Origin of the sequence: Oceanisphaera sp. IT1-181, from assembly GCF_033807535.1 — a bacterium.
GTDB lineage: Bacteria > Pseudomonadota > Gammaproteobacteria > Enterobacterales > Aeromonadaceae > Oceanimonas.
Window position 1 is genome coordinate 512,619 of the sequence record NZ_CP136856.1, and the last position, 24,772, is coordinate 537,390.

Annotated in this window: 21 protein-coding genes; 13 read left to right on the top strand and 8 right to left on the bottom strand. The window is 48.9% G+C overall.

Going from position 1 to position 24,772, the window contains the following annotated elements; translation table 11 throughout:
• Positions 1-16: 16 nt before the first annotated feature.
• The 7 genes from pgaB to R0134_RS02350 all read left to right on the top strand — a co-directional run bounded on the left by pgaB (position 17) and on the right by R0134_RS02350 (position 8,844).
• Positions 17-2,011 (top strand): poly-beta-1,6-N-acetyl-D-glucosamine N-deacetylase PgaB, encoded by a 1,995-nt coding sequence (pgaB, locus tag R0134_RS02320; RefSeq protein ID WP_319783298.1) that lies wholly within the window; start codon positions 17-19, stop codon positions 2,009-2,011.
• The gene (gene pgaC, locus R0134_RS02325; RefSeq protein ID WP_319783299.1) at positions 2,004-3,335 is read left to right on the top strand and encodes a poly-beta-1,6-N-acetyl-D-glucosamine synthase; all 1,332 of its coding nucleotides are present in this window, start codon (positions 2,004-2,006) and stop codon (positions 3,333-3,335) included. Before pgaB ends, pgaC begins: the two co-directional genes overlap by 8 nt.
• Complete coding sequence (gene pgaD / locus R0134_RS02330) at positions 3,332-3,787, top strand: poly-beta-1,6-N-acetyl-D-glucosamine biosynthesis protein PgaD (RefSeq protein ID WP_319783300.1); 456 nt, start codon at positions 3,332-3,334, stop codon at positions 3,785-3,787. Before pgaC ends, pgaD begins: the two co-directional genes overlap by 4 nt.
• 309 nt (positions 3,788-4,096) lie before the next feature.
• A complete protein-coding gene (locus R0134_RS02335; protein ID WP_319783301.1) occupies positions 4,097-5,089 on the top strand; it encodes a TRAP transporter substrate-binding protein in 993 nt (330 codons plus the stop codon).
• A gap of 98 nt (positions 5,090-5,187) precedes the next feature.
• Entirely contained in the window at positions 5,188-5,832 is a 645-nt protein-coding gene (locus tag R0134_RS02340; protein ID WP_319783302.1) for a TRAP transporter small permease, read from the top strand.
• Positions 5,829-7,109: a C4-dicarboxylate TRAP transporter large permease protein DctM gene (gene dctM / locus R0134_RS02345; RefSeq protein ID WP_319783303.1), complete on the top strand. Its 1,281-nt coding sequence runs from the start codon at positions 5,829-5,831 to the stop codon at positions 7,107-7,109. Before R0134_RS02340 ends, dctM begins: the two co-directional genes overlap by 4 nt.
• Positions 7,110-7,425: 316 nt before the next feature.
• The gene (locus R0134_RS02350) at positions 7,426-8,844 is read left to right on the top strand and encodes an L-serine ammonia-lyase (protein ID WP_319783304.1); all 1,419 of its coding nucleotides are present in this window, start codon (positions 7,426-7,428) and stop codon (positions 8,842-8,844) included.
• Positions 8,845-9,009: 165 nt separating this feature from the next.
• Here R0134_RS02350 and cls read toward each other — a convergent pair whose 3' ends face one another.
• Positions 9,010-10,476: a cardiolipin synthase gene (gene cls / locus R0134_RS02355; protein ID WP_319783305.1), complete on the bottom strand. Its 1,467-nt coding sequence runs from the start codon at positions 10,474-10,476 to the stop codon at positions 9,010-9,012.
• 364 nt (positions 10,477-10,840) lie between these two features.
• Here cls and R0134_RS02360 point away from each other — a divergent pair, with 364 nt between their 5' ends.
• Positions 10,841-11,131, top strand: coding sequence for a YkgJ family cysteine cluster protein (locus R0134_RS02360; protein ID WP_319783306.1), 291 nt, complete (start codon positions 10,841-10,843; stop codon positions 11,129-11,131).
• Positions 11,132-11,663: 532 nt separating this feature from the next.
• Here R0134_RS02360 and R0134_RS02365 read toward each other — a convergent pair.
• From R0134_RS02365 to R0134_RS02380, 4 genes are all read right to left on the bottom strand, one after another.
• Positions 11,664-13,085, bottom strand: a complete 1,422-nt coding sequence (locus R0134_RS02365) for an aspartate aminotransferase family protein (RefSeq protein ID WP_319783307.1) — start codon at positions 13,083-13,085, stop codon at positions 11,664-11,666.
• A 280-nt stretch (positions 13,086-13,365) separates the two neighbouring features.
• Entirely contained in the window at positions 13,366-14,877 is a 1,512-nt protein-coding gene (locus R0134_RS02370) for an NAD-dependent succinate-semialdehyde dehydrogenase (RefSeq protein ID WP_319783308.1), read from the bottom strand.
• A gap of 460 nt (positions 14,878-15,337) precedes the next feature.
• Entirely contained in the window at positions 15,338-15,820 is a 483-nt protein-coding gene (locus tag R0134_RS02375) for an Lrp/AsnC family transcriptional regulator (protein WP_319783309.1), read from the bottom strand.
• A gap of 85 nt (positions 15,821-15,905) precedes the next feature.
• Positions 15,906-17,093 (bottom strand): M24 family metallopeptidase, encoded by a 1,188-nt coding sequence (locus R0134_RS02380; RefSeq protein WP_319783310.1) that lies wholly within the window; start codon positions 17,091-17,093, stop codon positions 15,906-15,908.
• Positions 17,094-17,659: 566 nt separating this feature from the next.
• Between R0134_RS02380 and R0134_RS02385 the strand changes: the two genes are divergently transcribed.
• On the top strand, positions 17,660-18,946 hold the full coding sequence (locus R0134_RS02385; protein ID WP_319783311.1) for a dicarboxylate/amino acid:cation symporter: 1,287 nt from the start codon (positions 17,660-17,662) through the stop codon (positions 18,944-18,946).
• 131 nt (positions 18,947-19,077) lie between these two features.
• On the opposite strand, the gene R0134_RS02390 is transcribed toward R0134_RS02385, so the two are convergent.
• Together R0134_RS02390 and R0134_RS02395 are read right to left on the bottom strand one after the other, a co-directional pair.
• Positions 19,078-19,515: a PACE efflux transporter gene (locus R0134_RS02390; RefSeq protein WP_319783312.1), complete on the bottom strand. Its 438-nt coding sequence runs from the start codon at positions 19,513-19,515 to the stop codon at positions 19,078-19,080.
• Between the two features lie 144 nt (positions 19,516-19,659).
• Positions 19,660-20,565, bottom strand: a complete 906-nt coding sequence (locus R0134_RS02395) for a folate-binding Fe/S cluster repair protein (protein ID WP_319783313.1) — start codon at positions 20,563-20,565, stop codon at positions 19,660-19,662.
• A gap of 124 nt (positions 20,566-20,689) precedes the next feature.
• On the opposite strand from R0134_RS02395, the gene R0134_RS02400 reads away from it, so the two are divergent.
• Both R0134_RS02400 and R0134_RS02405 read left to right on the top strand, forming a co-directional pair.
• Positions 20,690-20,965, top strand: a complete 276-nt coding sequence (locus tag R0134_RS02400; protein WP_319783314.1) for a succinate dehydrogenase assembly factor 2 — start codon at positions 20,690-20,692, stop codon at positions 20,963-20,965.
• Positions 20,934-21,332 carry a protein YgfX gene (locus R0134_RS02405; RefSeq protein ID WP_319783315.1) on the top strand — a complete coding sequence of 133 codons (399 nt, stop codon included), beginning with the start codon at positions 20,934-20,936 and terminating at the stop codon, positions 21,330-21,332. Before R0134_RS02400 ends, R0134_RS02405 begins: the two co-directional genes overlap by 32 nt.
• A gap of 192 nt (positions 21,333-21,524) precedes the next feature.
• On the opposite strand, the gene nadB is transcribed toward R0134_RS02405, so the two are convergent.
• Positions 21,525-23,165: an L-aspartate oxidase gene (nadB, locus tag R0134_RS02410; protein ID WP_319783316.1), complete on the bottom strand. Its 1,641-nt coding sequence runs from the start codon at positions 23,163-23,165 to the stop codon at positions 21,525-21,527.
• A 342-nt stretch (positions 23,166-23,507) separates the two neighbouring features.
• Between nadB and rpoE the strand changes: the two genes are divergently transcribed.
• The gene (rpoE, locus tag R0134_RS02415) at positions 23,508-24,086 is read left to right on the top strand and encodes an RNA polymerase sigma factor RpoE (RefSeq protein WP_319783317.1); all 579 of its coding nucleotides are present in this window, start codon (positions 23,508-23,510) and stop codon (positions 24,084-24,086) included.
• A 28-nt stretch (positions 24,087-24,114) separates the two neighbouring features.
• Positions 24,115-24,756 (top strand): sigma-E factor negative regulatory protein, encoded by a 642-nt coding sequence (locus R0134_RS02420; RefSeq protein WP_319783318.1) that lies wholly within the window; start codon positions 24,115-24,117, stop codon positions 24,754-24,756.
• Positions 24,757-24,772: the final 16 nt, after the last annotated feature.

The window sequence follows — 24,772 nt, forward strand, 5'->3', positions numbered from 1 at the left end:
TGAAATGAAGAGATGTGTGCTACAGGTTGCAGCCATTGTGTTGGCATTGCTCTCAACCATTGCTGCTGCTAAGCCAGCAGATTTTTTGCCGCCCCAACAGCGCGCGCTGCTGAACATGAACAAACCTTGGCCAAAGAATCACTTTTTGGCGTTGGGTTATCACGATGTGGAAGACGAAATAGCCGATGAGCGCTACCTATCGGTCAGAACTAGCGCGCTTAACGATCAAATTGCTTGGCTGCATGATAACGGCTATACCGCCATTAGTGTGCAACAAATTCTCGATGCCCATAACGGCGGCAAATCATTGCCTGAAAAATCGGTATTGTTAAGCTTTGATGACGGTTACAGCAGTTTTTATACCCGAGTCTATCCGCTGCTGAAGGCTTATAATTGGCCGGCTCTTTGGGCACCGGTAGGCCAGTGGCTGGATACTCCCGCTGATCAATCCGTGGATTTTGGCGGCTTGCCGACTGAACGTGAGCGTTTTGCTAATTGGGAAGTGGTGCGTGCACTGAAGGACTCTCCTTTGGTGAATATTGGTTCTCATACTTGGGATTCACACTATGGCGCTCAGGGTAATCCACAAGGCAGTAACCAGCCGGTTGCTGCCCATCGCCAGTACGATCCCGATAAAAAAGAGTATGAAAGCGAAGCCGCATTTCGTAACAGGATCGAGAAAGACGTACGAAAAATCACAGAAAAAATCAAAGAGGTGACCGGTAAATCGCCGATTGCGTGGGTTTGGCCCTACGGTGCGGCTAACGGCACTACGCTGTCAATTGCCCAGGAATACGGTTATAAAATGGCTTTTACCCTGCAAACTGGGCTGGCGAGTGTGGAGGATTTAAGCAATATTCCACGCTTGCTAATCTCAGGCAATCCCAGCATTGCTGAGTTCGCTAGAAAGGTGACTCAATTTGAGGAGCAAGGCGAGACACGTGTAATGCACGTCGATTTAGATTATGTCTACGACAGTGATCCCGCGCAGCAGCGTAAAAACATCGATGCCCTGATCCAGCGCGTATATGACATGAAAGCATCTCATGTTTTCTTGCAAGCGTATGCAGATCCGCAAGGCGATGGCACAGTGAAAGAGTTGTATTTCCCCAATCGCTGGTTACCAATGCGCGCCGATTTGTTCAATTTTATTTCTTGGCAGTTACAAAGCCGATCCAGCGCCAAAGTATATGCTTGGATGCCTGTGCTGGCTTTTGATTTGGATAAGCAGATCCCTCGAGTGCAACGCTGGTCTGAGCAAGGCATTAGCACAGACCCCGCACAATATCGGCGCCTCTCCCCTTGGAGTCCAGTGGCTCGTCAGCAAATTACTGAGATCTACGAAGATTTGGCGTCTCATGCCACATTTCACGGCATCCTTTTTCATGACGATGCATTGCTCTCAGATTTTGAGGATGCAGGTAGTGATGCGCTAGCGGCTTATCAAGCGGCGGGCTTAGGTAATAACATAGCGAGCATTCGTCGTTCTCCTGAACAACTGCAAGCATGGAGCCGTTATAAATCGCAATTTCTGATTGATTTTACAAAAGAACTCACCCAAGCGGTGCGCGATATTCGCGGGCCTCAAGTGAGAAACGCACGCAATATTTACGCTATGCCGATACTCGAGCCAAACGCAGAGGAGTGGTTCGCGCAAAATTTAAACGACTTTATACAGACTTATAATTGGACTGCCGTCATGGCCATGCCGTTGATGGAAGGCGTGTCGCTCAAGCAGAGCAATCAGTGGCTTAAGCAATTAGTCAACACCGTTATGGAGCAGAAAGATGCGCAAAAGAAAGTGTTATTTGAGCTGCAGACCCTAGATTGGCGTAAAGAAGGCGGTCACACGCCGATCCCTACTAGCCAGCTGGCCGAGTGGATGTATTTACTACAAACGAGCGGCGCTCGTCACTTTGGTTATTACCCCGATGACTTCTTGAGTAACCATCCGGATTTGAAAACCATCCGTCCTGCATTTTCACCCTACTGGTACCCAGACTATGACTGATCGAATCTTTGCTTTTTTAGTGTTGTGTATTGCGCTCAGCCTACCGTTAGGTGTGGCCAGCGTATTTACGGGTGAAGTATTGCTTAATTTCGTTTTTTTCTGGCCGTTGTTTATGTCAGGGCTGTGGATCACGGGCGGAATTTATTTCTGGTTCTACCGTGAACGCCATTGGGCGTGGGGAGAGGATGTGGCGCCCCCCGAGCTGCTGGGTAATCCACTGATTTCAATCTTGATCCCCTGCTTTAACGAGGGAGTTAACGCCCGAGAGACCATAGCTGCAGCCATGGCACAGCGCTATGACAATATCGAGGTGATTGCCATCAATGATGGCTCTTCTGACAATACCGCTGAGGTGCTAGATCAGCTGGCACAGGAATACCCACGGTTACGCGTTATTCATCTGGCAAGCAATCAAGGTAAAGCTATAGCCCTGAATACCGGCGCCATGGCTGCTCGCAGCGATTTACTGGTGTGCATAGACGGTGATGCGATGCTCGATCGAGATGCCGCCGCTTACATGGTGTTGCCATTGCTGGAAAATCCGCGTGTGGGGGCGGTCACCGGCAACCCACGCATTCGTACTCGTTCAACACTGGTTGGCCGAATACAGGTAGGCGAGTTTTCTTCAATCATTGGTTTGATCAAGCGTACCCAGCGCATTTATGGGCAGGTTTTTACGGTGTCGGGCGTGGTTGCTGCCTTTCGTAAGCGCGCCTTGGCTGAAGTCGGTTTTTGGAGTAACGACATGGTCACCGAAGATATTGATATCAGCTGGAAATTACAGCTCCAACACTGGTCTATCTTCTTTGAGCCGCGGGCGCTGTGCTGGATCTTGATGCCCGAAACTCTAGCCGGACTGTGGAAGCAACGTTTGCGCTGGGCACAAGGTGGCGCAGAGGTATTTCTTAAAAATATTCGCAATATGTGGGTATGGCGTAATCATCGTATGTGGCCCTTGATTGCTGAGTTTTGTCTATCAACAATTTGGGTGTTTACCTATTTTGTTAGTCTGTTCATCTTTATAGTTGGTCTGTTTGTATCTTTACCTGAAAACCTAGCGATACCACAAATTTTCCCGCCCGCCTTTACCGGATTGCTAATAGGCATTGTTTGTTTGGGGCAGTTCTCGGTCAGCTTATTGATTGAGCGACGCTATGAGAAAAATTTGGCCAATTCATTATTCTGGATTATTTGGTTCCCAGTGGTGTACTGGATGCTCAGTCTATTTACCACTCTGATAGCCTTTACTAAGGTCATGCTTAACGATCGTAGAAAACGAGCCCGCTGGGTTAGTCCTGACCGTGGTATCGGGAGGATTACATGATGAGCCATCCATTGATTTTTACCGAACGCCGCATGTTGCCAAGACTAATTGATAGCCTGTTGACCCTAATCGCTTGGGGCGGATTTCTCTGGCTGATATATCACGGCGTGATTTCTGTCCTGCACATTCAGCCAGAGGTCGAGATACAGCCGTTTAGTCTGACCATTAGTACTATTACTCTCTATTTATTGATCGCATTGGCCAACAGCTTGCTGTTAATTTTATGGGCAAAGTACAATCAGCGCCGTTTTCGCACCGAGCGTCGTACTCGGCGCGAAGAGTTATCTGATGAGCAATTGGCTATGCATTTTGGATTGACACCGGAAATCCTACAGCAACTTACCCAATCGCAAATAATGGTGGTTAGTTACAATCATGACGGGACCACATTGCAAGTTAGCGTCAAGCGTAAGCTGCCCGTCTTAGGCTCGGGTAAACAGTTGTTGCTTTAGTGGCCGTACTTACGTTAGTCGCTAATTATCATTACTTATTTCGTACATACCTCAACGCCAATAAGCCACTCGTATTGATGAGTTAGTCGGGTGGTTTTGCTTGGTATCTTCAGTTTTAAATAATTTGATTGCCCTCTAATAAATGCAATTATTTTTTTCAAAAAAGCTCTTGCGATCGACTTTAGCCGATCCCGTTATGTTTTGGCGTATAAATTGCTGTATAGATAAAAGAGCCTGAGTGTATCTCATGGCTCTAACACCCAATGTCGCCCGTGCGGCATTAATCGTTCTAAGGAAGAGGAAATTTTAATGCTTAAAGTGACCGCTAAAGTACTAGTTTGTGCTGTCTCACTGGGATTGGCTGGGTTAGCGAATGCTGCCGAGCCGATTATTATTAAATTCTCGCACGTGGTTGCCGAGCACACGCCCAAGGGCCAAGGTGCATTGCTGTTTAAAAAGCTGGCAGAAGAGCGTTTGCCAGGCCAAGTAGAAGTTGAGGTGTATTCCAACTCATCTTTATTTGGTGATGGTAAAGAAATGGAAGCCTTATTGTTGGGTGATGTGCAGTTGATTGCTCCGTCGTTAGCTAAGTTTGAGCATTACTCAAAGCCGATCCAGATTTTTGATTTACCCTTCTTGTTTGACGATATTGCCGCCGTTGACCGCTTTCAAAAAGGGCCGGTAGGTCAAGAGTTGTTAACCAGCATGGAAGATAAAGGCATCACCGGTTTAGGCTATTGGCACAATGGTTTGAAGCAGTTATCTGCCAATAAGGCGCTGCGCGTACCTAAAGATGCGCGTGGTTTAAAGTTCAGAGTACAAGCTTCTGCGGTACTGGATGAGCAGTTTAAAGCGTTGCGCGCTAACCCTCGTAAAATGAGCTTTGCAGAAGTGTATCAAGGCTTGCAGACCGGTGTAGTTAACGGTGCAGAAAACCCGTACTCCAATATTTACTCGCAAAAAATGCACGAGGTACAAAAGTACATTACCGAGTCTAACCACGGTTTGCTCGACTACATGGTGATTACTAACACCGAGTTCTGGAATGGTTTACCAGCTGATGTGCGCACTGAGCTGACTGAAATCATGAGTGAAGTAACGGTTGAAGTGAATAAGCTTGCTGAAGAAATTAACCAGCGTGATAAACAGTCAATTATTGATAGTGGCAAAAGCGAAATTATTACATTAACGAAAGAGCAGCGTGATCAATGGCGTGAGCAGGTTAAGCCGGTGTGGAATATGTTTGAAGAAGACATTGGTGCAGAGCGCATCAAGGCAGCAGAAGCCTCTAACCAGCAGTAACTGAGCGAGTCGTCACGCGGCCATTGTGCTGCGTGACGACTGATTTAGCGTTCGTTAGTCGTGTCTGAGTTTTGCTATCCGTTTCGGGGTGAATATTTATGAATGCTGTGCGCCTGATTTGGGACCGCTTTGAAGAAGGTTTTATTGTTTTTTTACTGACGGTAATGACGCTAGTCACCTTTGTTTATGTAATTTTTAATAATTTTTATACTTTTTTTTATGCCGTAGGTGCGTATTTTTCAGAAAGATCTGAAGGTGTGTCTGAGTTTTTTTATACCATTGGTGACTTCATTTTAGACATAGTGCAAACCATGACGTGGAGTAATGCCTTAACCAAAGCCTTGTTTGCTTGGCTGATTTTCTTTGGTTTGGCCTATGGCGTACGTATTGGTGGGCATATTGGTGTTGATGCATTAGTTAAATTAGCCTCGCGGCCCGTGCAGCGCATTATTGCCATTGTTGCTTGTGTTGTTAGTTTGGCTTATGCCGGGCTGTTGAGTGTGGCCAGCTTTGAGTGGGTCAGTACCTTAATGGAAGTTTCGATTGGTGCTGATGATTTAGCTCAGTTTGGCATTAAGCAATGGTATATCGGTGCCATTGTCCCTTTTGGTTTTACTTTGGTATTTATTCGTTTTTTTGAGATTTTAGTGCGGATTATTCGCCACCAACAAGTGGGTTTAGGCTTGGCTGATGAAGCCGCCGATGCCATGAAATTGTCTGAGACAGAGGAGTCTAAAAAATGACAATTCTGTTTTTGTTTGTCGCGTTATTTGCGCTGATGTTTATTGGGGTGCCGGTTGCGGTATCGCTCGGCTTAGCTGGCTCTGTCACTATTATGCTGTTCAGCCCCGACTCGGTACGCTCCTTGGCGATTAAGCTATTTGAAACCAGTGAGCACTATACGCTGTTAGCTATTCCGTTCTTCTTGCTGGCGGGGTCGTTTATGACCACCGGTGGGGTAGCGCGGCGCTTAATTGATTTTGCTAACGCCAGTGTTGGGCACATTCGCGGTGGTTTGGCGATTGGTGCCGTATTGGCGTGTATGTTGTTTGCCGCGTTATCGGGCTCTAGTCCGGCAACGGTTGCGGCGGTGGGCTCAATTGCCATTGCGGGCATGGTGCGTTCGGGTTATCCCAAGCCGTTTGCCGCCGGCATTGTTACCAATGCGGGTACGTTGGGTATTCTGATCCCGCCCTCGGTGGTGATGGTTGTTTATGCTGCTGCCACGGAAACCTCAGTGGGCACCTTGTTTATGGCCGGTGTGGTACCGGGCGTATTACTGGGCGTGGCCTTGATGGTGGCGATTTACATCATTGCCGTGAAGAAGAACTTACCGGCATTACCTCGAGCCACTTTTCGTGAGTGGTTAAGCTCGGCGCGCAAAGCCGTGTGGGGCTTACTGCTGATGGTGATCATCTTGGGTGGCATTTACTCAGGGATGTTTACCCCTACCGAAGCCGCAGCAGTGGCGGCGGTGTATTCTGCTTTTATTGCGTTGTTTGTCTATAAAGACATGCGCGTTAGAGAGGCGCCAAAGGTGGTGTTGGAGTCGGCAAAACTCACCATTATGCTGATGTTTATTATTGCCAACGCCATGTTGTTTGCGCACGTGTTAACCACGGAGCAAATTCCGCAGCAAATTACCGAGATGGTGTTAGAAGCGGGATTACAGCCTTGGATGTTCTTGTTGGTGGTGAATATTGTGCTGCTAATCGCGGGCGCATTTATGGAGCCCTCGGCGATTATTTTGATCTTGGCACCCATCTTATTCCCGATTGCGGTACAGCTGGGCATAGACCCCATCCACCTCGGTATCATCATGGTGGTGAATATGGAGATCGGCTTGATTACACCGCCGGTGGGGCTCAACTTGTTTGTGACCTCTGCCGTAACCGGTATGCCGTTGTCTGAAGTGATTAGGGCAGCGATGCCGTGGCTGATGATTCTGTTGGGCTTCTTGATGCTAGTGACCTATGTGCCAAGTATTTCGATGGGTTTACCACGTTTACTCGGAATGTAGCTGGATGGCGTAAAGCCTGAGGCGTGACACAAAGCGGCTGATAGCGACAGCTCCAGCCGTTTTGTATTAAAAAATTAAGCAAGAGATCCACTAACTCATAAAATAAATAGCTAGATATTATTGTTGTAAATTTAAAGTTATTATTCTCTATGTTACTTCAATGGTCTGTGTTACTCAGTAGGTTGTTACTCTGCTGATTTTTGTTGAAAATAGAATTAAATTACACTGGAAGAAGGGTCACGTATATTTAAATTAGACGATACTTCAGGTGGTTTAATGTCGGTATTGTTTTTTAAAGTTAAATTTAGAGGTTGAAATGAAATCGATTAGTGTGTTTGAAATTATAAAAGTAGGTATTGGTCCGTCTAGTTCTCATACTATGGGGCCTTGGAATGCTGCAGAGTTGTTTTTGAATATCATTCGCAAAGACCATAAGCTATCTGAAGTTAAAGAGGTGTTTGTTGAGTTTTTTGGTTCGTTGGCCAAAACGGGCATTGGACACGGAACCGATATTGCCGGAATGCTGGGGCTTTCGGGTGAAGATTTTAAAACGATTGATACTAAAAAAATCACAGAAAAAATAGACGCGATAAAGTCAGCGGGTGCGCTTAAATTAGGTGGTGAAGTAGAAGTTCCATTCGTATATGGCCATCACTTAATTTTAAATAAGTCTAGAAATTTAGATTTTCATCCAAATGGGATGATTTTTAAAGCGATTTTTAATGATGGAACCGAGCTGGAGCAGGATTATTATTCAATTGGCGGCGGGTTTGTAGCCACACAAGAAGAAACTTCGGCCGATGAGGTTCTTACGCAGACTTTGTATCCATGTCATCATGGCAAAGATATACAATTTTATTGTGATAAATTAGAAATTTCATTTTCAGATTTAGTTTATATTAATGAAGAAAGTTGGCGCACGAGGGACGAAATAAATGCGCACGCATTGGATATTTGGGAAAATATAAAGAACTGCATTTACAAAGGAGTAACTCAAGAAGGTATTTTGCCCGGAGGTTTAAGGGTCGTTCGTAGAGCGGCAGGATTAAATCGGAAGTTGTTAGGGGCAGATAATAAATATAGAAATCAAGCGCAATGGTATAAAATGGTGTTTGATGCCGAGACAAACTTTGTAAATATAAATAAGTGGATTTCTTGTTTTGCATTGGCAGTTAATGAGGAAAACGCAAGCTTTGGACGAATTATTACGGCGCCAACTAATGGTGCAAGCGGAATTATTCCTGCCGTCTTAATGTACTCACAGGCGTTTACTGAGTTTTCAGGAGACGATGCAGTTGTTCGTTTTTTATTGGTCGCAGGAGAAATAGGCACTTTATTTAAGAAGAACGCGACAATTTCTGCAGCCATGGGCGGATGCCAAGCAGAAACTGGCGTATCGTCAGCAATGGCAGCGGCAGGTTTAACTGAAATTATGGGTGGAACACCTGGGCAAGTATTGATGGCAGCTGAAATAGCAATGGAACATCACTTGGGATTAACTTGTGATCCAGTCGGTGGCTTGGTGCAAATACCGTGTATTGAGCGAAATTCAATGGGTGCTATTAAAGCGATTACTGCTGCAAATATTGCCATTGAAAGCGACCCTGCCAATGCCCGAGTTACTTTGGATGAGGTGATTCAAACTATGTGGGAGACCGCTCAAAGTATGAATGATCGATTTAAAGAAACGTCAGAAGGCGGACTTGCGATTGCTGTAAATATTACAGAATGTTAATTGATAAGTAAGTTTAATTAACTGACAAGACAACCATGTTAACTGGTTTGTTCTTTCGTTTGATATTGGCCACTATTGTGGCCAATTTTTTGATCAGTGCCAACGTGAAAAATGCTTCTAACATGGGTGGTTATGTAAGCGATAAGCTGCGTTTCACGTTGCGACTTATAGTACGGGGCCAATGGTTGCGATGACGTTATTCCAGATCCGTCGGTAATAGGGCCAGGCAAGCACCGTGGCCAGTTCCACCGTTTCGGAGCTGGCGATATAAGTTTGCTGGCGTTCGAAAATTGCCATGGTCATGGCTGGATCTTGCAGCAAAATATTGTTCTCGTAATTAAGGTCAAAGCTGCGCAGATCAAGGTTTGAAGAACCAATCAGACTGACACAGCCGTCAATAGTCAGGGTTTTTGCGTGCAGCAGACCGCCTTTAAATTCATAGATGACACAACCCGCATCAAGCAGTTGATGGTAGTAACTGCGGCTAGCAGCAGAAACAATCCAGCTGTCATTCACCTTCGGATAAATTAGCGTAACGGCAACGCCGCGGTGTGCAGCAGCGCACAGCGACTCTAAAAGCGTGGCATCAGGCACAAAATAAGGTGTAGAAATTGTCAGCTCGGTTTGTGCACTGGCAATTAGGTTGGCGAACAGCTGTGGTGTTGCGCCACGACGTTCCGTCGGGCCGACGCCCATTACCTGCGCCGGAAATCCCCCTGCAATGGGTGCGGCTGATGGCTCGGGTTTTGGCTCAGCGTTCAGCTCTACTTTTAATTTAAATCGATCCAACGATTCGCCGGTGGAGTGCATCCAGTCACTGGCGAATAATAGCTGGTTTTGGGCGACCACTGGGCCTTCAAAGCGCAGCATGATATCTACCCACGGGCCGTATTTCGCCTTGGGCAAAAACTCGGGGTCTGCCGAGTTTCGGCTGCCACAATAGGTGATACTTGCGTCAATAACGGTGATCTTGCGATGGTTTCGTAGGTCGAAGCGACTAAGCAGCATGGTGCGGATCAGGTTTCTGAACGACAGCGCCACCGCAAGCTCTACTCCGGCATCTTGCATGCTTTGCCAAAGCTTGGATTTGATTAACGCCCGAGAACCGAGCCCGTCCGCCATTGCACGGCAGGTAACGCCTCGTTGTGCGGCCCGAATCAATGCTTGTGCGACATCTCCGCCGGTATCGTCGTCAAGCCAGATGTAATAGAGCACATGCACGTGATCGGTGGCGGCATCTATGTCTGCGACCAGCCGTGCTCGTGTTTCATCGCCGTCAGCCATCAGTTCAGCGCTATTTCCGTCCACGGTGTGAAACCCGTTAATTGATCCGGCATAGCGAAACCCCGGGCGATAGAGTGGATCGATCAGCTGATCGACACTGGTTCTGTCTCCCATAAAATCCAGTGCTTTCGCCCGAATTTCATCAAAAATTTCATCGTGACGTTTGACGGCGCGTTTGCCAATATCAATTTCACCAAACAAAAAATAAGCGGCAACGCCAAAATATGGCAGCACGTTCAAGACGATAAACCACGCCAAGCGTCCGGGTGGTGATAAGTCATCGCGAAGTAAAATTCGAGCTGTAAATGTCATAACCAAAAGAAAGTGAAGAGTAAGAACAACGGTCATTTATTTTTCTATCCTATCCTATCCATATTCATTTAGGGCCTGCATTTACAGCATAATATTTTGTTCTGGCAGCACTTTGGAGCCGTCATAGCGAGATTACGCAGGCGCCTAATTTCAGGCATCAATAACGCTCAACCATAGCATGAGGCCTAGTGCATGGCAGAATAAAACTAACAAGACACTGATGTTAAGGACACTGCCAGAATGATGCTAATATCTCCGGTGTTGCTTTAACATCAGCATCATCCCCTCAACTATTTGGCTAGGTAAGCTGGGATGATCACCGTCGTCGCAGAGCGACGAAACTTGAGTTCTCACGCTGCAGCGTGGGAGAAATGCGCAATTATGAAGATTGGTAATATACGTGGTTATTGAAGTTAAAAATGTATCAGTAGGCGAAGTGACTTGTGCAACGTGTCAGGCGTGCTGCTGTCGTTTAGAAGTCATGCTAATTAGTGACACCGGTGTTCCCAAAGAGCACATTACCCAAGATCAATGGGGAGGAGAAACCATGCTGCGGTTAGCAGACGGCTGGTGCTCGGCAATAGACCGTGAAACCTTTCTGTGCACTATTTATGAACAGCGGCCGTGGATTTGCCGAGAGTTCGAAATGGGTTCAGATGAATGTCGTGATGAAAGAGCAGATTTTTTATAAGGCATTATCGTACGCCATAAATAAGCTAGGTAAATCTGCCGAGGTACAAGATCGTCCCTGCGGGATTCTTTTGCCGTCATCCTGACGAGCTTGCGAAAGTCAGGATCCCGCTTTTGCCTTAGCGCCCGCATAAAGACAGCTAATACTTTAAATAAGCGAACAGTCAGCACGTTGAGTGGCACAAAGAGGCAGCAGGATTGCCTCCGCCAACTCGCTTAAGTTTAAGGACACTCACCATTTCAGCCTACTGCGAACATTCACGGGACGTTCGGTTAGGCTGAAATAGTTCGTCACGGCGAGACAAGCTCGCCCCATGTGCTGAGCGTTACAGGGAGGTACTTGAAGCGTGTTGGAGGAGTGGACCCTTTATCCGACTTTACATTGCCGCAAAATCAAAACGATCAAACCCGAGATCCTGGCGTGCGTCAGGATGACGGCAGAAAGCACCGAACCAGCAGGTTCGGTGCTTATTTTTTAGTTTGGCGCTATCTCGCTTTCCTGACCGCTTGCGGCCTTAAGCTTACCGCGGCTATTAAGCGGTGACCTTGTCTCTTGTTTTAAAATCGCCACTGCGCACTAATTGATCGGTGACTTTATTCACCGCCTTGGCGGTGCGCTCGACTATGTTGTCGATATCATCTCGGTTGACCACCAGCGGTGGGGCAAAGCCAAGAATGTCGCCGTGGGGCATAGCGCGGGCGATTAGACCTTGTTCCAAACACGCGGCGGCAACTTGTGGGCCCACTTTAAGACTTGGGTCAAAGTGCTGACGTTCGGGTTTATTGCTCGAAAACTCCAGTGCGTGTAACAAACCGACGCCGCGAGTGTCGCCGATAAGCGGATGATCGGCAAAGGTCTCATGCATGCGTTGCTGTAAATAAGCACCGGTGTCGCGGGCGTTTTCGGTTAAGTTCTCGCGGGCAATAATATCTAAGTTACACAAAGCCGCTGCCGCACCAATAGGGTGGCCAGAGTAAGTGTAGCCGTGACCGAAGGCACCCCATTCATCGGTACCTTGCTCTAACACCTTCCATACTTTATCGCCGACAATTACCCCAGATAATGGCTGATACGCCGAGGTTAAGCCCTTGGCAATGGTCATTAAGTCGGGCTTCATATCGTAGTGCAACGAGCCAAAGTCTGATCCTAGGCGCCCAAAACCACACACCACTTCATCGGCAATTAACAAAATGTCGTATTTATCGAGCACGTGATTAATTTCAGCCCAGTAGCTTTCGGGGGGGGGCACTATGCCGCCGGTGCCTAGCACGGGTTCGCCGATCATGGCGGCAACGGTGTCTGGCCCCTCGGCCAAGATCATTTTCTCTAACTCATTGGCACAGTGGTGAGAGAATTCGCGCTCGCTCATGTCGTGATCCGCGCGGTGATAATACACAGGTGCTAGCGTGTGCTTGATGCGGGGCAAGGGCAGGTCGAAGTGAGCATGAAAGGTATCTAGCCCAGTGAGTGAACCCGCTGCAATGGTCGAGCCGTGGTAGCCGCGGTCTCGCGAGATAATTTTCTTCTTCTGTGGCAGGCCGCGCACGTTGTTGTAGTACCACACTATTTTCATTTGAGTTTCGTTAGCGTCACTACCCGACATGCCGTAGTACACCTTACTCATACCAGCCGGTGCCATTTTGATGATGCGATCCGAGAGCTCAATTAGCGCCTCGTTACTGTGGCCCACATAGGTGTGATAGTAAGCCAGCTTTTTTGCCTGCTCATAAATGGCTTCGGCCATTTCGGTGCGGCCATAGCCGATGTTTACACAATACAGCCCAGCAAAAGCGTCGATCAGCTCGATGCCGGTGGAGTCGGTAATACGAATGCCTTGGGCGCCGGTAATAATGCGGCCTTTAATCTCGCCATGGGCATACTGCTTAAGGTGCGTTGATGCGTGAAATATATTCTGGCGATCCATTTCTAACCATTTTTGAGTGTCTAAAGTCATGATGATCTCCTTAATTTTCATGATGCTAAATGGCAATAATTTTTTCTTAAAGACTAAGAAATTCTTTGCAACGGAATCCACGGAATCCACGGAAAAATTAAGATGAGATAAGGTCGAAAAATTCTTATGGGTTAGACCTTACAAATAATGATCTTTTTTCTCCTTTGATATGGATCTTCGTCCGTGCGTACGTACTGTGCTTCTCGTAGCAACAATGGGTTTTTCTGGGGTTAGTGTGAAATATCGTCCCCTTCACCCTTCACCCTTCACCCTTCACCCTTCACCCTTCACTCATTAATCCGCCTAGGCAGTAGTATTTAAGTTGGCTGTATTCATCGAAGCCGTGGCGGCTGCCTTCTCGGCCTAAGCCGGATTGTTTAACGCCACCAAAAGGAATGCCGTGGCCGGTCATTTTCACCGAGTTCACCGACACCATGCCAAATTCAAGGCCGTGTAATAACTGCCAAATGCTGCGAATATCGTGGCCGTATACATAAGCGGCTAAGCCATATTCGGTGTCGTTGGCTTGAGTAATTAGGCTGGCAAGATCGTGGTAAGGCAGTACGCCGGCCACGGGGCAAAAGTTTTCTTCGCGAAATACCTTCATCTGCGGCGTGATATCCGCTAATAACACCGGCATAAAGAAGTTGGTGCCAGGGGCGTGTTCTTGGCTGCCGGCAATAAGCCGTGCACCTTTAATAATGGCGTCATCTACTAACTCTTGAGCTTTGTCGACCGCTTCGCGAAAGATAAGCGGGCCCATAGTCACGTCTTTATCGAAGCCATTGCCGACCTTGATATGGGCCATTTCGTCGGCAAACGCCTGTAAGAAAGCCTCGTATTTCGCTTGAGGTACAAAGATACGGTTGGCGGCTAAACAGTCTTGGCCTGAAGTTTGAAATTTAGCGGCCACGGCGGCTTTGGCGGCCTCGGTAATATCCATGTCTGGCAGCACAATAAAAGGCGCGTTGCCGCCCAGTTCCATCGAGCATTTCTTGACGGTACTGGCCGCTTGGGCGAGCAGGATTTTCCCCACACGAGTAGAGCCGGTAAACGACAGGGCGCGTACGTGTTCGGATTGGCACAGCACTTGGCCAATTTGGCTGCCTTTGCCGGTGATGACGTTATAGACGCCGGCCGGAAAGCCCGCGCGCTCAGCCAGCTCGGCTAAGGCGAGGGCAGAAAAGGGCGTTTCGCTGGCGGGCTTAATAAGTACGGTGCAACCCACTGCCAATGCTGCCGCGGCTTTGCGGGTGATCATGGCGTGCGGAAAGTTCCACGGCGTGATCAGTGCTGCCACACCAATGGGTTCGCGAATAGTGGCCAGCTGTGCATTTGGGATATGGCTGGGAATGGTGTCGCCATAAGCGCGGCGGGCTTCTTCGGCAAACCAGCGTACGAAAGAGGCGCCGTAATCTATTTCGCCACGTGCGTCCGCCAGTGACTTGCCTTGCTCCAGCACCATCAGGCGCGCCAAGTCTTCTTTGTTTTCTAAAATCAGATCGTGCCAGCGCAGTAAGATGGCGGCGCGTTCATCCATCATTAAATCGCGCCAGGGGGCGAAAGCCGCTTGTGCGCCATTTATGGCCTGTTCAATTTGGCTAGGCTCAAGCTGAGTGCAGTGGCCAATCACATCTTCGGTGGCAGGATTAAGCACATCAATATCATGGGGGCCATGCACCCATTTGCCGTTGATGTAGGCCAGCTCGCGCACTAAGCGAGCATCGTTTAAATACGGCATGATGGCGTCGGTCACTTTGCTGGTGATCACGGCTTGTAGTTGTGGACTCATAGGCGCACCTCTAATCGTGAGATAGCGAGTGGCTGCTCGCTCTGTGGTGATGCTTTAAGTCTAGGGGTAGGGCGTTAAGTTACTTTTTGTAAGCTGGGGTAAAAATGCAGGATTCTTCTGTTTGTGAACGGGGAAGTGGGTGTTATTTCTACTGTCTTGCTGACGAAAGTCAGGATCTGGCTTTTGAATTTTAAATCATTCCGCTTCTCAGGACTGCCAAATACTCTTTGTTAAAATAGGGCGGCTACAAAAATAGTGTTTTCTGTAGAGGCCCCCTTTTTGCAATAAGAGTATTCGGCCGGTTTTGCGCAGCAAAACAATAAGGTGAATAACCATAACCCTCGTCATGCTGAAGGTTTAGTTTTTAATGTTTTGTTGCACAAAACCGGCCGGCTGAAGCGGCCTCTACAACAGACGATATTTTTATAGCACCTCACACCTCACAATTCACGCCTCACATTCATGACAGCAACCCCTGCGCATCTTGGATGGTGACGCTGGTGGTGTGTTTGATGGTTTTGGTGACAATGTAGGTAAAGTATTTGTCTATGCCAAGCTCGGAGTCTAACCAATGATCCATCAGGCGTTGGTATTGATCTATGCCGTCACAGAGCACGCGCAGTACGTAATCGACGCCGCCGCCGGTGGCGTAACAATCGACGACATGTTCGGAGGCGAGCATGGCTTGTTCAAAGCGCTGCATGCTGCTGGCGCTGTGACTATTTAGGCTAATTTCTACCAGTACTGTGGTGTGTTTACTTAATACTTGGCCATTAATTCGCGCGCCGTAACCTTCGATAATACCCGCTTTTTCGAGGCGCTTAACGCGCTCCCAGCAAGGACTAACCGACAGGTTAATGGCTTGGGCTAAGTCAGTTTTAGTGATGCGGCCTTGCTGCTGCAAGATTTGTAAAATTTGAATGTCGTATCTGTCTAAGCGCATAGCGTGGCTGACTCCTGTACCCACTTATTTATTAAGAGCTCACTTCCCACAAGCTTCTTTCTTCACGGCTTATTTCTTCGCCCTCTTATTTTTTAACAAAAAGACGCCTTGGATATTGGCTAAGGGTTTCGGCGCCGGTGTCGGTGATCACGATACTTTCAGTGGTCTCCATACCCCAGTCATCTAGCCAGAGGCCGGGCATAAAGTGAAAGGTCATGCCGGCTTTTAATAGGCTTTGGTCGGTATTACGCAGGCTCATGGTGCGCTCGCCCCAGTCGGGCGGATAACTCAAGCCAATGGGATACCCACAGCGGGCACCGTCGCGATTAAAGCCGTATTTTGCCAACTTCGCATTAAGCGCATCGGCAATGTCGGCACAACGATTGCCGGGTTTAGCGGCGGCCAGTCCTGCCTCTAGGCCGGCATTCAAGGCTTCGTTGGCACGTAAGAAATTAGAGGTGGGCTTGCCTAAATAGATAGTGCGCGATAACACACAGTGATAGCGGCGATGGCAGCCGGCTAACTCTAAGAAGGTGCCCTCGTTGTTATTAAAGGGCCGCTCATCCCAGGTGAGGTGCGGGGCGGCGGCATCTTCACCCGAGGGCAGCATGGGCACTATGGCCGGGTAATCCCCGTAATGACCCTCATGACCCTTCATGGCTACCCGAGATATTTCGGCCACCAGCAGATTTTTGGGTAAGCCAGGCTCTATCATATCGAACGCCGCTTGGTGCATGTTTTCGACGATACGCGCGGCAATGCGCATATAGCTGAGCTCGGTTTCTGACTTAATGGCGCGACACCAATTAACGAGGCCGGTGGCGTCCACTAACTGGGCGTTAGGCAAGTTAGCGCGCAATGAAAAATACGCCTTAGGGCTGAAATAGTAATTATCCATCTCCACGCCCACCTTGCCATAAGCCCAAGCTCTCGGTTTGAGCTCTTGGTTGGCCAAGTATTCCATGGCATGCAACGACGGATTCATCACGTAATGATCCGGATACCAGGTAATATTTTCTTCGCGTAGATATACGGTGCGCTTCGCCCCATTGGCATCCATTTGTCGGCCAAACCAAATAGGCTGGCCCACCGGCCCCACCACCACCACCTGAGGCGTATAAAAAGACCAACCGTCGTAGCCGGTCAGCCACGCCATGTTGGAAGGATCATGCACGATCAGCGTTTGGATGTTCTTGCGCTCCATGGAGGCTCTAACCTTGCTTAGGCGCTGCTGATATTCCTTGCGTGAAAAGTTCGGTGTTGAATGCTGCATATGCGGTCTCGCTGCCAGTGTGGGTGTGGGTTGCTGCGTGGGTCGTGGCTGTCTGCCGGACCAGACACAGTACTTATCCCTGCTCCTCTTTATTTGCATCGGCTCAATGTTATGGGGCGGCTACGGGGGTAACTATGAGTGTGACTATAGATGTAGTTAGGGTGACCGATTGTCCGAGTTGTTATTGCTGCTGTTATTGATGATGTTATTGCAGATCGGTATGCCAGTCTGAGTCTTCATTTGAGCATAGCAATGAACTGAGTCTCTGCTGGCTGATGGCGACTAGGGAATTATGTGGTGTTTTTGGGTGCGGTAAGGTTAAGCCGCTGGTGCCGGCGTTAGGATGTGAATAAAAGTCTTCAAATTGCTCCCAATCCGCGAAAAACAATCGGCGGCAAGCTAAAGTTTTGTGACCTCGATCACGAACTCAGGATGAGTGGTGTAAGTTTGGTTGCTGAGCTGTTCTTTAAATGTAAAATCCTGCCACTAGCAAAATCGCCAGCTTACTTCACTGCTTGAGTGGAGACTGGCAGAGGAATTGCTTAGACCTTATTGAGGAAGAAAAAATGCAGGGTTCACTCTCAACTCGTATCTTCGCTGGCCTAATAGTGGGCTTAGTGATCGGTAGCATGATCCAATATTTATTTGCCGATGTGTCGTTATTAAGCAATAGCTTAGTGGGCTTAGCCGAAGGGCTGGGCGGCATGTTTGTGTCTTTGATTAAGCTGATGGTCGTGCCTTTGGTGTATATCTCCATTGTGACTGGCATTTGTGAGCTGCGGGATATCGCCAGCTTCGGCCGTTTAGGCAGCAAGACTTTCGGCCTGTATATCGTGAATACTATCTTGTCGATCATCGCCGCCATTGGCGTGGGCATGATTTTTCAGCCTGGCATGGGTGCAACTCTGCCCAACGGTGCTTCTAAGACCATGGAGTTAGCGACCACAGAAACTCCCGACATTGGCGCCATGCTGGTTGGTATAGTGCCCAGCAATCCGGTGCAAGCGTTTGCCTCCGGCGACATGCTGCAGATTATCTTTATGGCCATTATTACCGGCTTGGCAATTCAAGCCATGGGTGCAGCGGCAGCCCCGGCGATGCGTACTTTCCGCGTAGCCAATGAAGTGATGATGAAGCTGGTTGGCTTGGTAATGACGCTGGCGCCTTACGGTGTGTTTGCGCTGATGATTAGCCTAGGCGCCACGCTGGAAGCCAATACACTGATGTCGGTAGCCGGTTACGTGGGCTTAGTGGTGTTGGTATTAACCTTTTGGATTTTGGTGGTCTACCCAATGGCGGTGTGGATGTTCACGGGTGTTAAACCTAAGGTGTTTCGCCAAGCCACTCGCGAGCAGTTGCTGTTTGCACTGTCTACCGCCAGCTCTAACGCCACCATTCCGGTCACCATGCGTACCTTAACTGACAAGCTGGGCGTATCTAAAGCCATTGCCGGTTTTGGCGTGCCGCTGGGTGCCACCATTAATATGTCGGGCTCGGCCATTTACATTACCCTGGCCGCCATGTTTGCCGCTAATATTTCGGGTACGCCGATCCCAACCGGTGATTTGATCACAGTGGGCGTCACCGTATTGTTAATGTCGGTCGGTGTTGGTGGTGTGCCGGGTGGTGCTGTGGTGATGGCCGGTGTGTTACTGCACCAAATGGGCCTGCCAATTGAAGCCATGGCCATTATTATGGCGGTGGACAGGATCAACGATATGTTCTGTACGGCGTCTAACGTAGTGGGCGACACGGCGGTGAACACCATAGTGGCGAAGATGGAAGGCAACCCTGAGCCCATCACCGCAGAAGAGCGCTTCGCTGAATTGCCAGTGGATGAGAAAAACTCTTAATAGAAGCTTGATTGTCAGACATTTGATCGTCAGATAAAAAAACGGCCCAACAAAGGGCCGTTTTTTGTTTATTTCTTTACTGACAGCGTACGACTTATAGCTTACCGCGGTATTTTATCTTAACGCTCTTTTCAAGTTTGCTGCGCTTGGGATAAGTTATCGGGGATTGGAAATACCTTGTCGTAAATCAGGTTATAAACAAAGGCGTAGCACAAATAAAACGCGGACATGGCCATGCCCATGGTGAAGGCTTCCCAGATGCTTATCTCTAAATACCAAGCAATCATCGGTAAAAACAGCACCAATAAGCCGCCTTCAAAAAGACCAGCATGTAACACGCGGATCAGCGTAGTTTTATGTACGTTGTTACGAATTTTTACCATGGCGTGGTCAAACAACAGGTTATAAATGTAGTTCCACACGGTGGCAATCACCGAGCCCACCACCGCCATCAGGCCCATTTCAAACATGTTGTAGCCGAATACCAGCATGGCGAAGGGGGTAAAAATAAGTAGGCCGATAAATTCAAAGCCTAAGGTATGACGAATACGATCCAGCGTATTACGCATGAAGACTCCTATGTGACGGCTGTGCTCACGCCTCTTGGGGCGTGAACACAGCCGCCGTTAATGGCAACATCAGCGAAACCGAGTGCAGAGCTCGCTGCACTCGGTTGATGGTTGTTTGTGTATCTGGATTTTAGCTAATGAGGCTTAGTCTACCAGATTGTAGGGTAGGGCTTGCAGGCTGAGGCGGCTGTCGTCTTGGCCTTTGATGCGTAACACTGCATCGGGCTCAAGGTTGTTATTCAGCACCGACGTTAAGATGCACTGCTCGCCGTCTTGATAAACACTCAGCACAGTGCCAGCACGGCGCCAGTTTTCACCCAGCTGTAATTCCAAATCTTGATTGGCGCTAATGGGAGCGCTGGCGTGGCCTGACAATACAAACATGGCCTTTTTATTGGCGCCCCGATACTTAGCGCGGGCCACGGTTTCTTGGCCTAAGTAGCAGCCTTTGGTAAAACTAATGCCGTTCAAGGCCTGTAAATTTAGCATCTGCGGAATATATTCCCCCTGATGCTCGGCCTGCATATCTGGCAAACCGGCTTGGATCATTAAGCCGCGCCAATCGGATTCATTGCCCAGTGGCAATTCGGGAGGCGGGGTTCCTGCAGGCAGCAGCAAGAGCGCGTGCTCAGCCGCTACCGGAATAACAACGCCGCCTTGCAGCAGGTTGTTTGAGCCTTCAAATTGCTGATCTAACCAGTAGGATAAGCCCTCACCGGCTAAACCAAATACCTGCCACTGCTCAGTGACTGCCTCAACGTCGGTTTTAGCGAACACCGCGAATTTTTTTAGCTCAGGCAATTGACGCTCCAATAAAGAGGCGTTTAATACCAATAACAGCTCTTCGCCGAGATTAGCCAGCCAAAAACTGGCCCACAAACGGCCTTTACTGTCACAGTGGCCGCCTAGGCTGGCGTCACCGGCATTGAGTAAGTCTACGTCACAGGTAACTTGGCCCTGCAGGTACTTGGTGCGGTCGGCACCGGTTAAGCTGATCACGGCTCGGTCGGTCAGCGGATACAGCACGGGAGAAGAAGAAAGAGTCAACATGGGCGCTCCCCTTAAAGGTTATCAATTAGTTAAGTGTGACCGCCATGGTAAAGATGGCCAACACATTTGTCAGTAGTCATAGGAGCTTATACTATGAGTTTTGTTTTATCTTTTGGAAACAATCATGCTCAAGACCTCGCTCAATGCTTCAAATAAGCCTCGTTTAAGATGGGCGTGCCGCCGTGGCATGCTGGAATTGGATGTGATTTTAGGCCCCTTTGTGGAGCACGAATACGATGGGCTCAACGAGGCGGAACAAAAAACATTTGAACGCTTATTAGAAAGTGATGATCCAGACTTATTCGCTTGGTTAATGAGGCATCAACAAGCGCAAGTACCCGAGTTTCAAGCCATGGTGGAATTCATTCTTGAGCGTAACCAGATTCGAAATCAGCGCTAAACCCTCGCTGTATCACCTGTATTATTTGTTAGCGGTGGCCAGCCTATGGTGGCTGCCCGCTAGCTTTTTGTTACGCGCAGATATACTGCCTTGGTTTACAACCGTGTGGTTATTGGTGTGCGGGTTACTTTATTATCGCAGCCGCGCTTATGCGCTAACCGGCGAATACAACCAAGGTGTGATTAGCTTAAATACACGCAGCGGCCGACTATCCCACCACAGCCGAGTAGGCCCCGGCTTTTTAGTGCTGATGCTGGACGAGCAGCGCTTGCCGGCCTTTTGGCTGTTTCAAGATGCGCTACCCGAACCCGTATATCGACGGCTGACGCAATTAATACTGCAAGCAGATCCCTCCAGAAAACTGTGAGGCGATAAGCGTAAGGTGTGAGGCGAAAGACACCGAATCTTTAAACTTGGTGTCTTTTGTATTGGCCGTCTTCCTGATGTAAATCAGGATCTCTCTTTTTGGTTTTAGTGCCCAATAACGAGATACCGGGGCAAGCCCGGTACGACGGCCACAACAAACTTACGGCGTAAGGCGCAAAACGTACCGCGGTTTCTATGGCTCTAAAATCGTTGGCTTAGGGTTAGGCAGTTTATCTGGGTAATCCAAGGTGTAATGTAGGCCACGGGATTCTTTGCGCGCCATGGCGGAGCGTACGATTAGCTCCGCCACTTGGGCGAGATTGCGCAGCTCCAGCAGGTTATTACTGACCCTAAAGTTGGCGTAATACTCTTGGATTTCTTGCTGTAATAATTCTATGCGCCGTTTGGCACGCTCTAAGCGTTTGTCGGAGCGCACTATGCCTACGTAGTCCCACATAAATAACCGCAATTCATGCCAGTTATGGTGGATCACCACTTCTTCATCAGAGTCGGCCACTTGGCTTTCATCCCACAACGGCAAGATAGGAGGCTCAGGCGTGGTGGCCAGCTTGGCTAAGATATCTTGGCCGGCGGCGCGGGCAAATACAATGCACTCCAATAAGGAGTTAGACGCCATGCGATTGGCTCCGTGCAGGCCGGTGTAAGATACTTCACCGATGGCATATAAACCCTGAATGTCGGTTTGGCTGTGCTCATCCACCATAACGCCACCGCACGTATAATGAGCGGCGGGCACCACAGGCATGGGTTGGCGGGTAATGTCGATGCCGACTTTTAAGCAGCGCTCATAAATAGTGGGGAAGTGCTTGAGGATAAAATCTGCCGGCTGATGGCTAATATCTAAATACATGCACTCGGTGCCAAGGCGTTTCATCTCATGATCGATAGCGCGCGCCACTATGTCACGGGGGGCTAATTCGCCTCGTGAGTCATAATCTGGCATAAAGCGACTGCCATCCGGGCGTTTAAGCAGCGCCCCTTCACCGCGCAGCGCTTCGGAGAGTAAAAAGTTGTTATCATCGGGATGAAACAAGCTGGTGGGGTGAAACTGATTAAATTCCATATTGGCCACCCGACAGCCAGCGCGCCACGCCATGGCAATGCCGTCGCCAGAGCTGACATCTGGGTTTGAGGTATATTGATAAACCTTAGAGGCGCCGCCCGTGGCCATGGCTACGAAGCGGGCGCGAATGGTTTCTACTCGTTCTTTATTGCGGTTCCAGACATAGGCGCCCAACACTCGATTGCCGGTTTGGTTTGTTTCTTGAGCAGGTTGGCCAGTGTCGTTAGCGGCAGGCTCTAGTTTGGCGCTGGTAATTAAGTCGAGTGCGTTAACCCGTTCGAGAATATGAATGTTAGGATGTTGGCGTACGCGTTCGTTTAGCGTGAGTTGCACCGCTTTACCGGTGGCATCGGCGGCATGAAAGATACGTCTGTGGCTGTGGCCGCCTTCACGAGTGAGATGGTATGCCTCTTTACCCTGCGCCGAGGGCTCGGTATCGAAGGGCACGCCTTGATTAATCAGCCATTGAATGGCATCCGGGGCTTGGCGGGCGGTGTATTCGACGACGGCCTCGTCACATAAGCCGGCGCCAGCAATCAGGGTATCGGCCACATGAGACTCTATGCTATCGGTTTCATCGAACACGGCGGCAATGCCACCTTGAGCGTAGAAGGTCGAGCCTTCTGCGAGCGGGCCCTTACTGAGTAAGTGCACTTGGGCGTGATCGGCCAGTTTTAATGCCAGTGAGAGTCCGGCGGCGCCACTACCAATAATGAGTACGTCGCAGAGATATTCAACAGGATCCTTCATAAGTATCATTGACCCACTGTGGATAATTTTTCTATGTTATCGCAAGCGGGCTGTCGGCGCAGCCAGAATCACCGTTCTTAACTGAGTTGAGGGGCTGCTGGTTTGTCACGGTGGTTTTTGCAGTGGTAGAGGGTGGCTTTATACAAGGCAAAGCTTAAGTAATGCAGTTATTCTAGATATATAAGCAATCGCGCCGTAAAAATGTGATTGGCGCAACCACCGTTGAACAGCGAATGGTTAACAGACACTTGAACTTTTCTTCGCATCCGTAGTCAATAGAGATGCGCTTATTACGAGCCGATGGGTTTTAGCATCGGACTATTCGGAGGTTACGCGGCTCCCATGAGCGATCAATTTACAGATCAGCAGCTGGTTGAACGGGTGCAGCGTGGTGACAAGAACGCCTACGGCTTACTGGTTAAAAAATATCAGCATAAAGTGGCGAACCTAGTGTCGCGATACGTGTCCAACTCAGGTGATGTACCGGATGTGACGCAAGAAGCATTGATTAAAGCTTATCGGGCTTTGCCCGGATTTAGAGGCGACAGTGCCTTTTATACTTGGTTGTATCGCATTGCGGTTAACACGGCAAAAAACTACTTAGTGGCGCAAAAACGACGCCCACCCAGTAGCGATGTTGAAGTAGAAGACGCAGAGTATTATGACGGTGGCAATGGCCTAAGAGACCAAGCGTCACCGGAACGACTCATGTTATCGGAAGAGATTAAGCGGGCCGTTTTTGACACCATAGACGCACTGCCCGAAGATCTTAAAACAGCGATAACCTTGCGAGAGCTGGAAGGGATGAGCTACGAAGATATTGCCAACGTGATGGACTGTCCAGTAGGCACAGTTCGCTCTCGAATATTTCGAGCACGCGAAGCAATCGACAAGCGAGTCCAGCCATTACTTCAGGGTTGAACGGAGAATAACTGTTATGGCAAACCACATGGCAAACCATGAAGCCACCAATGCTGCAAACCATGAAGCCACTAATGCGGCAAACAAGGCGGCACACAAAGAGCAGATTTCGGCTTTGGTTGACGGCGAGCTTCAAGACAAGGTCTTGCTGGAGCAATTGAGTAGCGAGCCTGCATTGGCAGATACCTTTGCGCGTTATCATCTGTATGGTGATGCCTTGCGCAACGACTTGCCTACGCATTTGCATCTGGATTTGAGTGATAACATCTTAGCGGCGTTAGCTGATGAAGCACCGCATTCGGTGAGCACTATTAGCACTGGCAGCGCCAATGCTCAGTCACAAGATTCAGCTGAGCAAGCCGTAGCGAGTAATGTGGTGCGAGGCCGCTTTGGTCGTTTGGCGCCCATGATGCGTTACGCCGGGCAATTTGCGATTGCTGCATCTGTATCGGCGGCATTAATTGTGGGCGTGCAACAATACAGCCAGCAAGATATGCAATCGCCAGTGCTCAATACCATACCCCTGAGTGGCAGTGCGACGCCCGTGAGCCTGAATTACCGAGCTCAGTCACAGCAGCCCACGAATGAACAAGTATTATTAGAGCAGCAACGACGTATTCATGAATTATTGATGGATCATGAGTTGCAGCAGCGGTTGCGCCAACACTAGCGCTAGCGTAAACGAG

What these genes read in the sequence shown, in the direction of transcription:
- pgaC (WP_319783299.1), top strand. Translation starts at nt 2,004, where the DNA reads ATGACTGATCGAATCTTTGCTTTTTTAGTGTTGTGTATTGCGCTCAGC.
- pgaD (WP_319783300.1), top strand. Translation starts at nt 3,332, where the DNA reads ATGATGAGCCATCCATTGATTTTTACCGAACGCCGCATGTTGCCAAGA.
- R0134_RS02335 (WP_319783301.1), top strand. Translation starts at nt 4,097, where the DNA reads ATGCTTAAAGTGACCGCTAAAGTACTAGTTTGTGCTGTCTCACTGGGA.
- R0134_RS02340 (WP_319783302.1), top strand. Translation starts at nt 5,188, where the DNA reads ATGAATGCTGTGCGCCTGATTTGGGACCGCTTTGAAGAAGGTTTTATT.
- dctM (WP_319783303.1), top strand. Translation starts at nt 5,829, where the DNA reads ATGACAATTCTGTTTTTGTTTGTCGCGTTATTTGCGCTGATGTTTATT.
- R0134_RS02350 (WP_319783304.1), top strand. Translation starts at nt 7,426, where the DNA reads ATGAAATCGATTAGTGTGTTTGAAATTATAAAAGTAGGTATTGGTCCG.
- cls (WP_319783305.1), bottom strand. Translation starts at nt 10,476, where the DNA reads ATGACCGTTGTTCTTACTCTTCACTTTCTTTTGGTTATGACATTTACA.
- R0134_RS02365 (WP_319783307.1), bottom strand. Translation starts at nt 13,085, where the DNA reads ATGACTTTAGACACTCAAAAATGGTTAGAAATGGATCGCCAGAATATA.
- R0134_RS02370 (WP_319783308.1), bottom strand. Translation starts at nt 14,877, where the DNA reads ATGAGTCCACAACTACAAGCCGTGATCACCAGCAAAGTGACCGACGCC.
- R0134_RS02375 (WP_319783309.1), bottom strand. Translation starts at nt 15,820, where the DNA reads ATGCGCTTAGACAGATACGACATTCAAATTTTACAAATCTTGCAGCAG.
- R0134_RS02380 (WP_319783310.1), bottom strand. Translation starts at nt 17,093, where the DNA reads ATGCAGCATTCAACACCGAACTTTTCACGCAAGGAATATCAGCAGCGC.
- R0134_RS02385 (WP_319783311.1), top strand. Translation starts at nt 17,660, where the DNA reads ATGCAGGGTTCACTCTCAACTCGTATCTTCGCTGGCCTAATAGTGGGC.
- R0134_RS02390 (WP_319783312.1), bottom strand. Translation starts at nt 19,515, where the DNA reads ATGCGTAATACGCTGGATCGTATTCGTCATACCTTAGGCTTTGAATTT.
- R0134_RS02395 (WP_319783313.1), bottom strand. Translation starts at nt 20,565, where the DNA reads ATGTTGACTCTTTCTTCTTCTCCCGTGCTGTATCCGCTGACCGACCGA.
- R0134_RS02400 (WP_319783314.1), top strand. Translation starts at nt 20,690, where the DNA reads ATGCTCAAGACCTCGCTCAATGCTTCAAATAAGCCTCGTTTAAGATGG.
- nadB (WP_319783316.1), bottom strand. Translation starts at nt 23,165, where the DNA reads ATGAAGGATCCTGTTGAATATCTCTGCGACGTACTCATTATTGGTAGT.
- rpoE (WP_319783317.1), top strand. Translation starts at nt 23,508, where the DNA reads ATGAGCGATCAATTTACAGATCAGCAGCTGGTTGAACGGGTGCAGCGT.
- R0134_RS02420 (WP_319783318.1), top strand. Translation starts at nt 24,115, where the DNA reads ATGGCAAACCATGAAGCCACCAATGCTGCAAACCATGAAGCCACTAAT.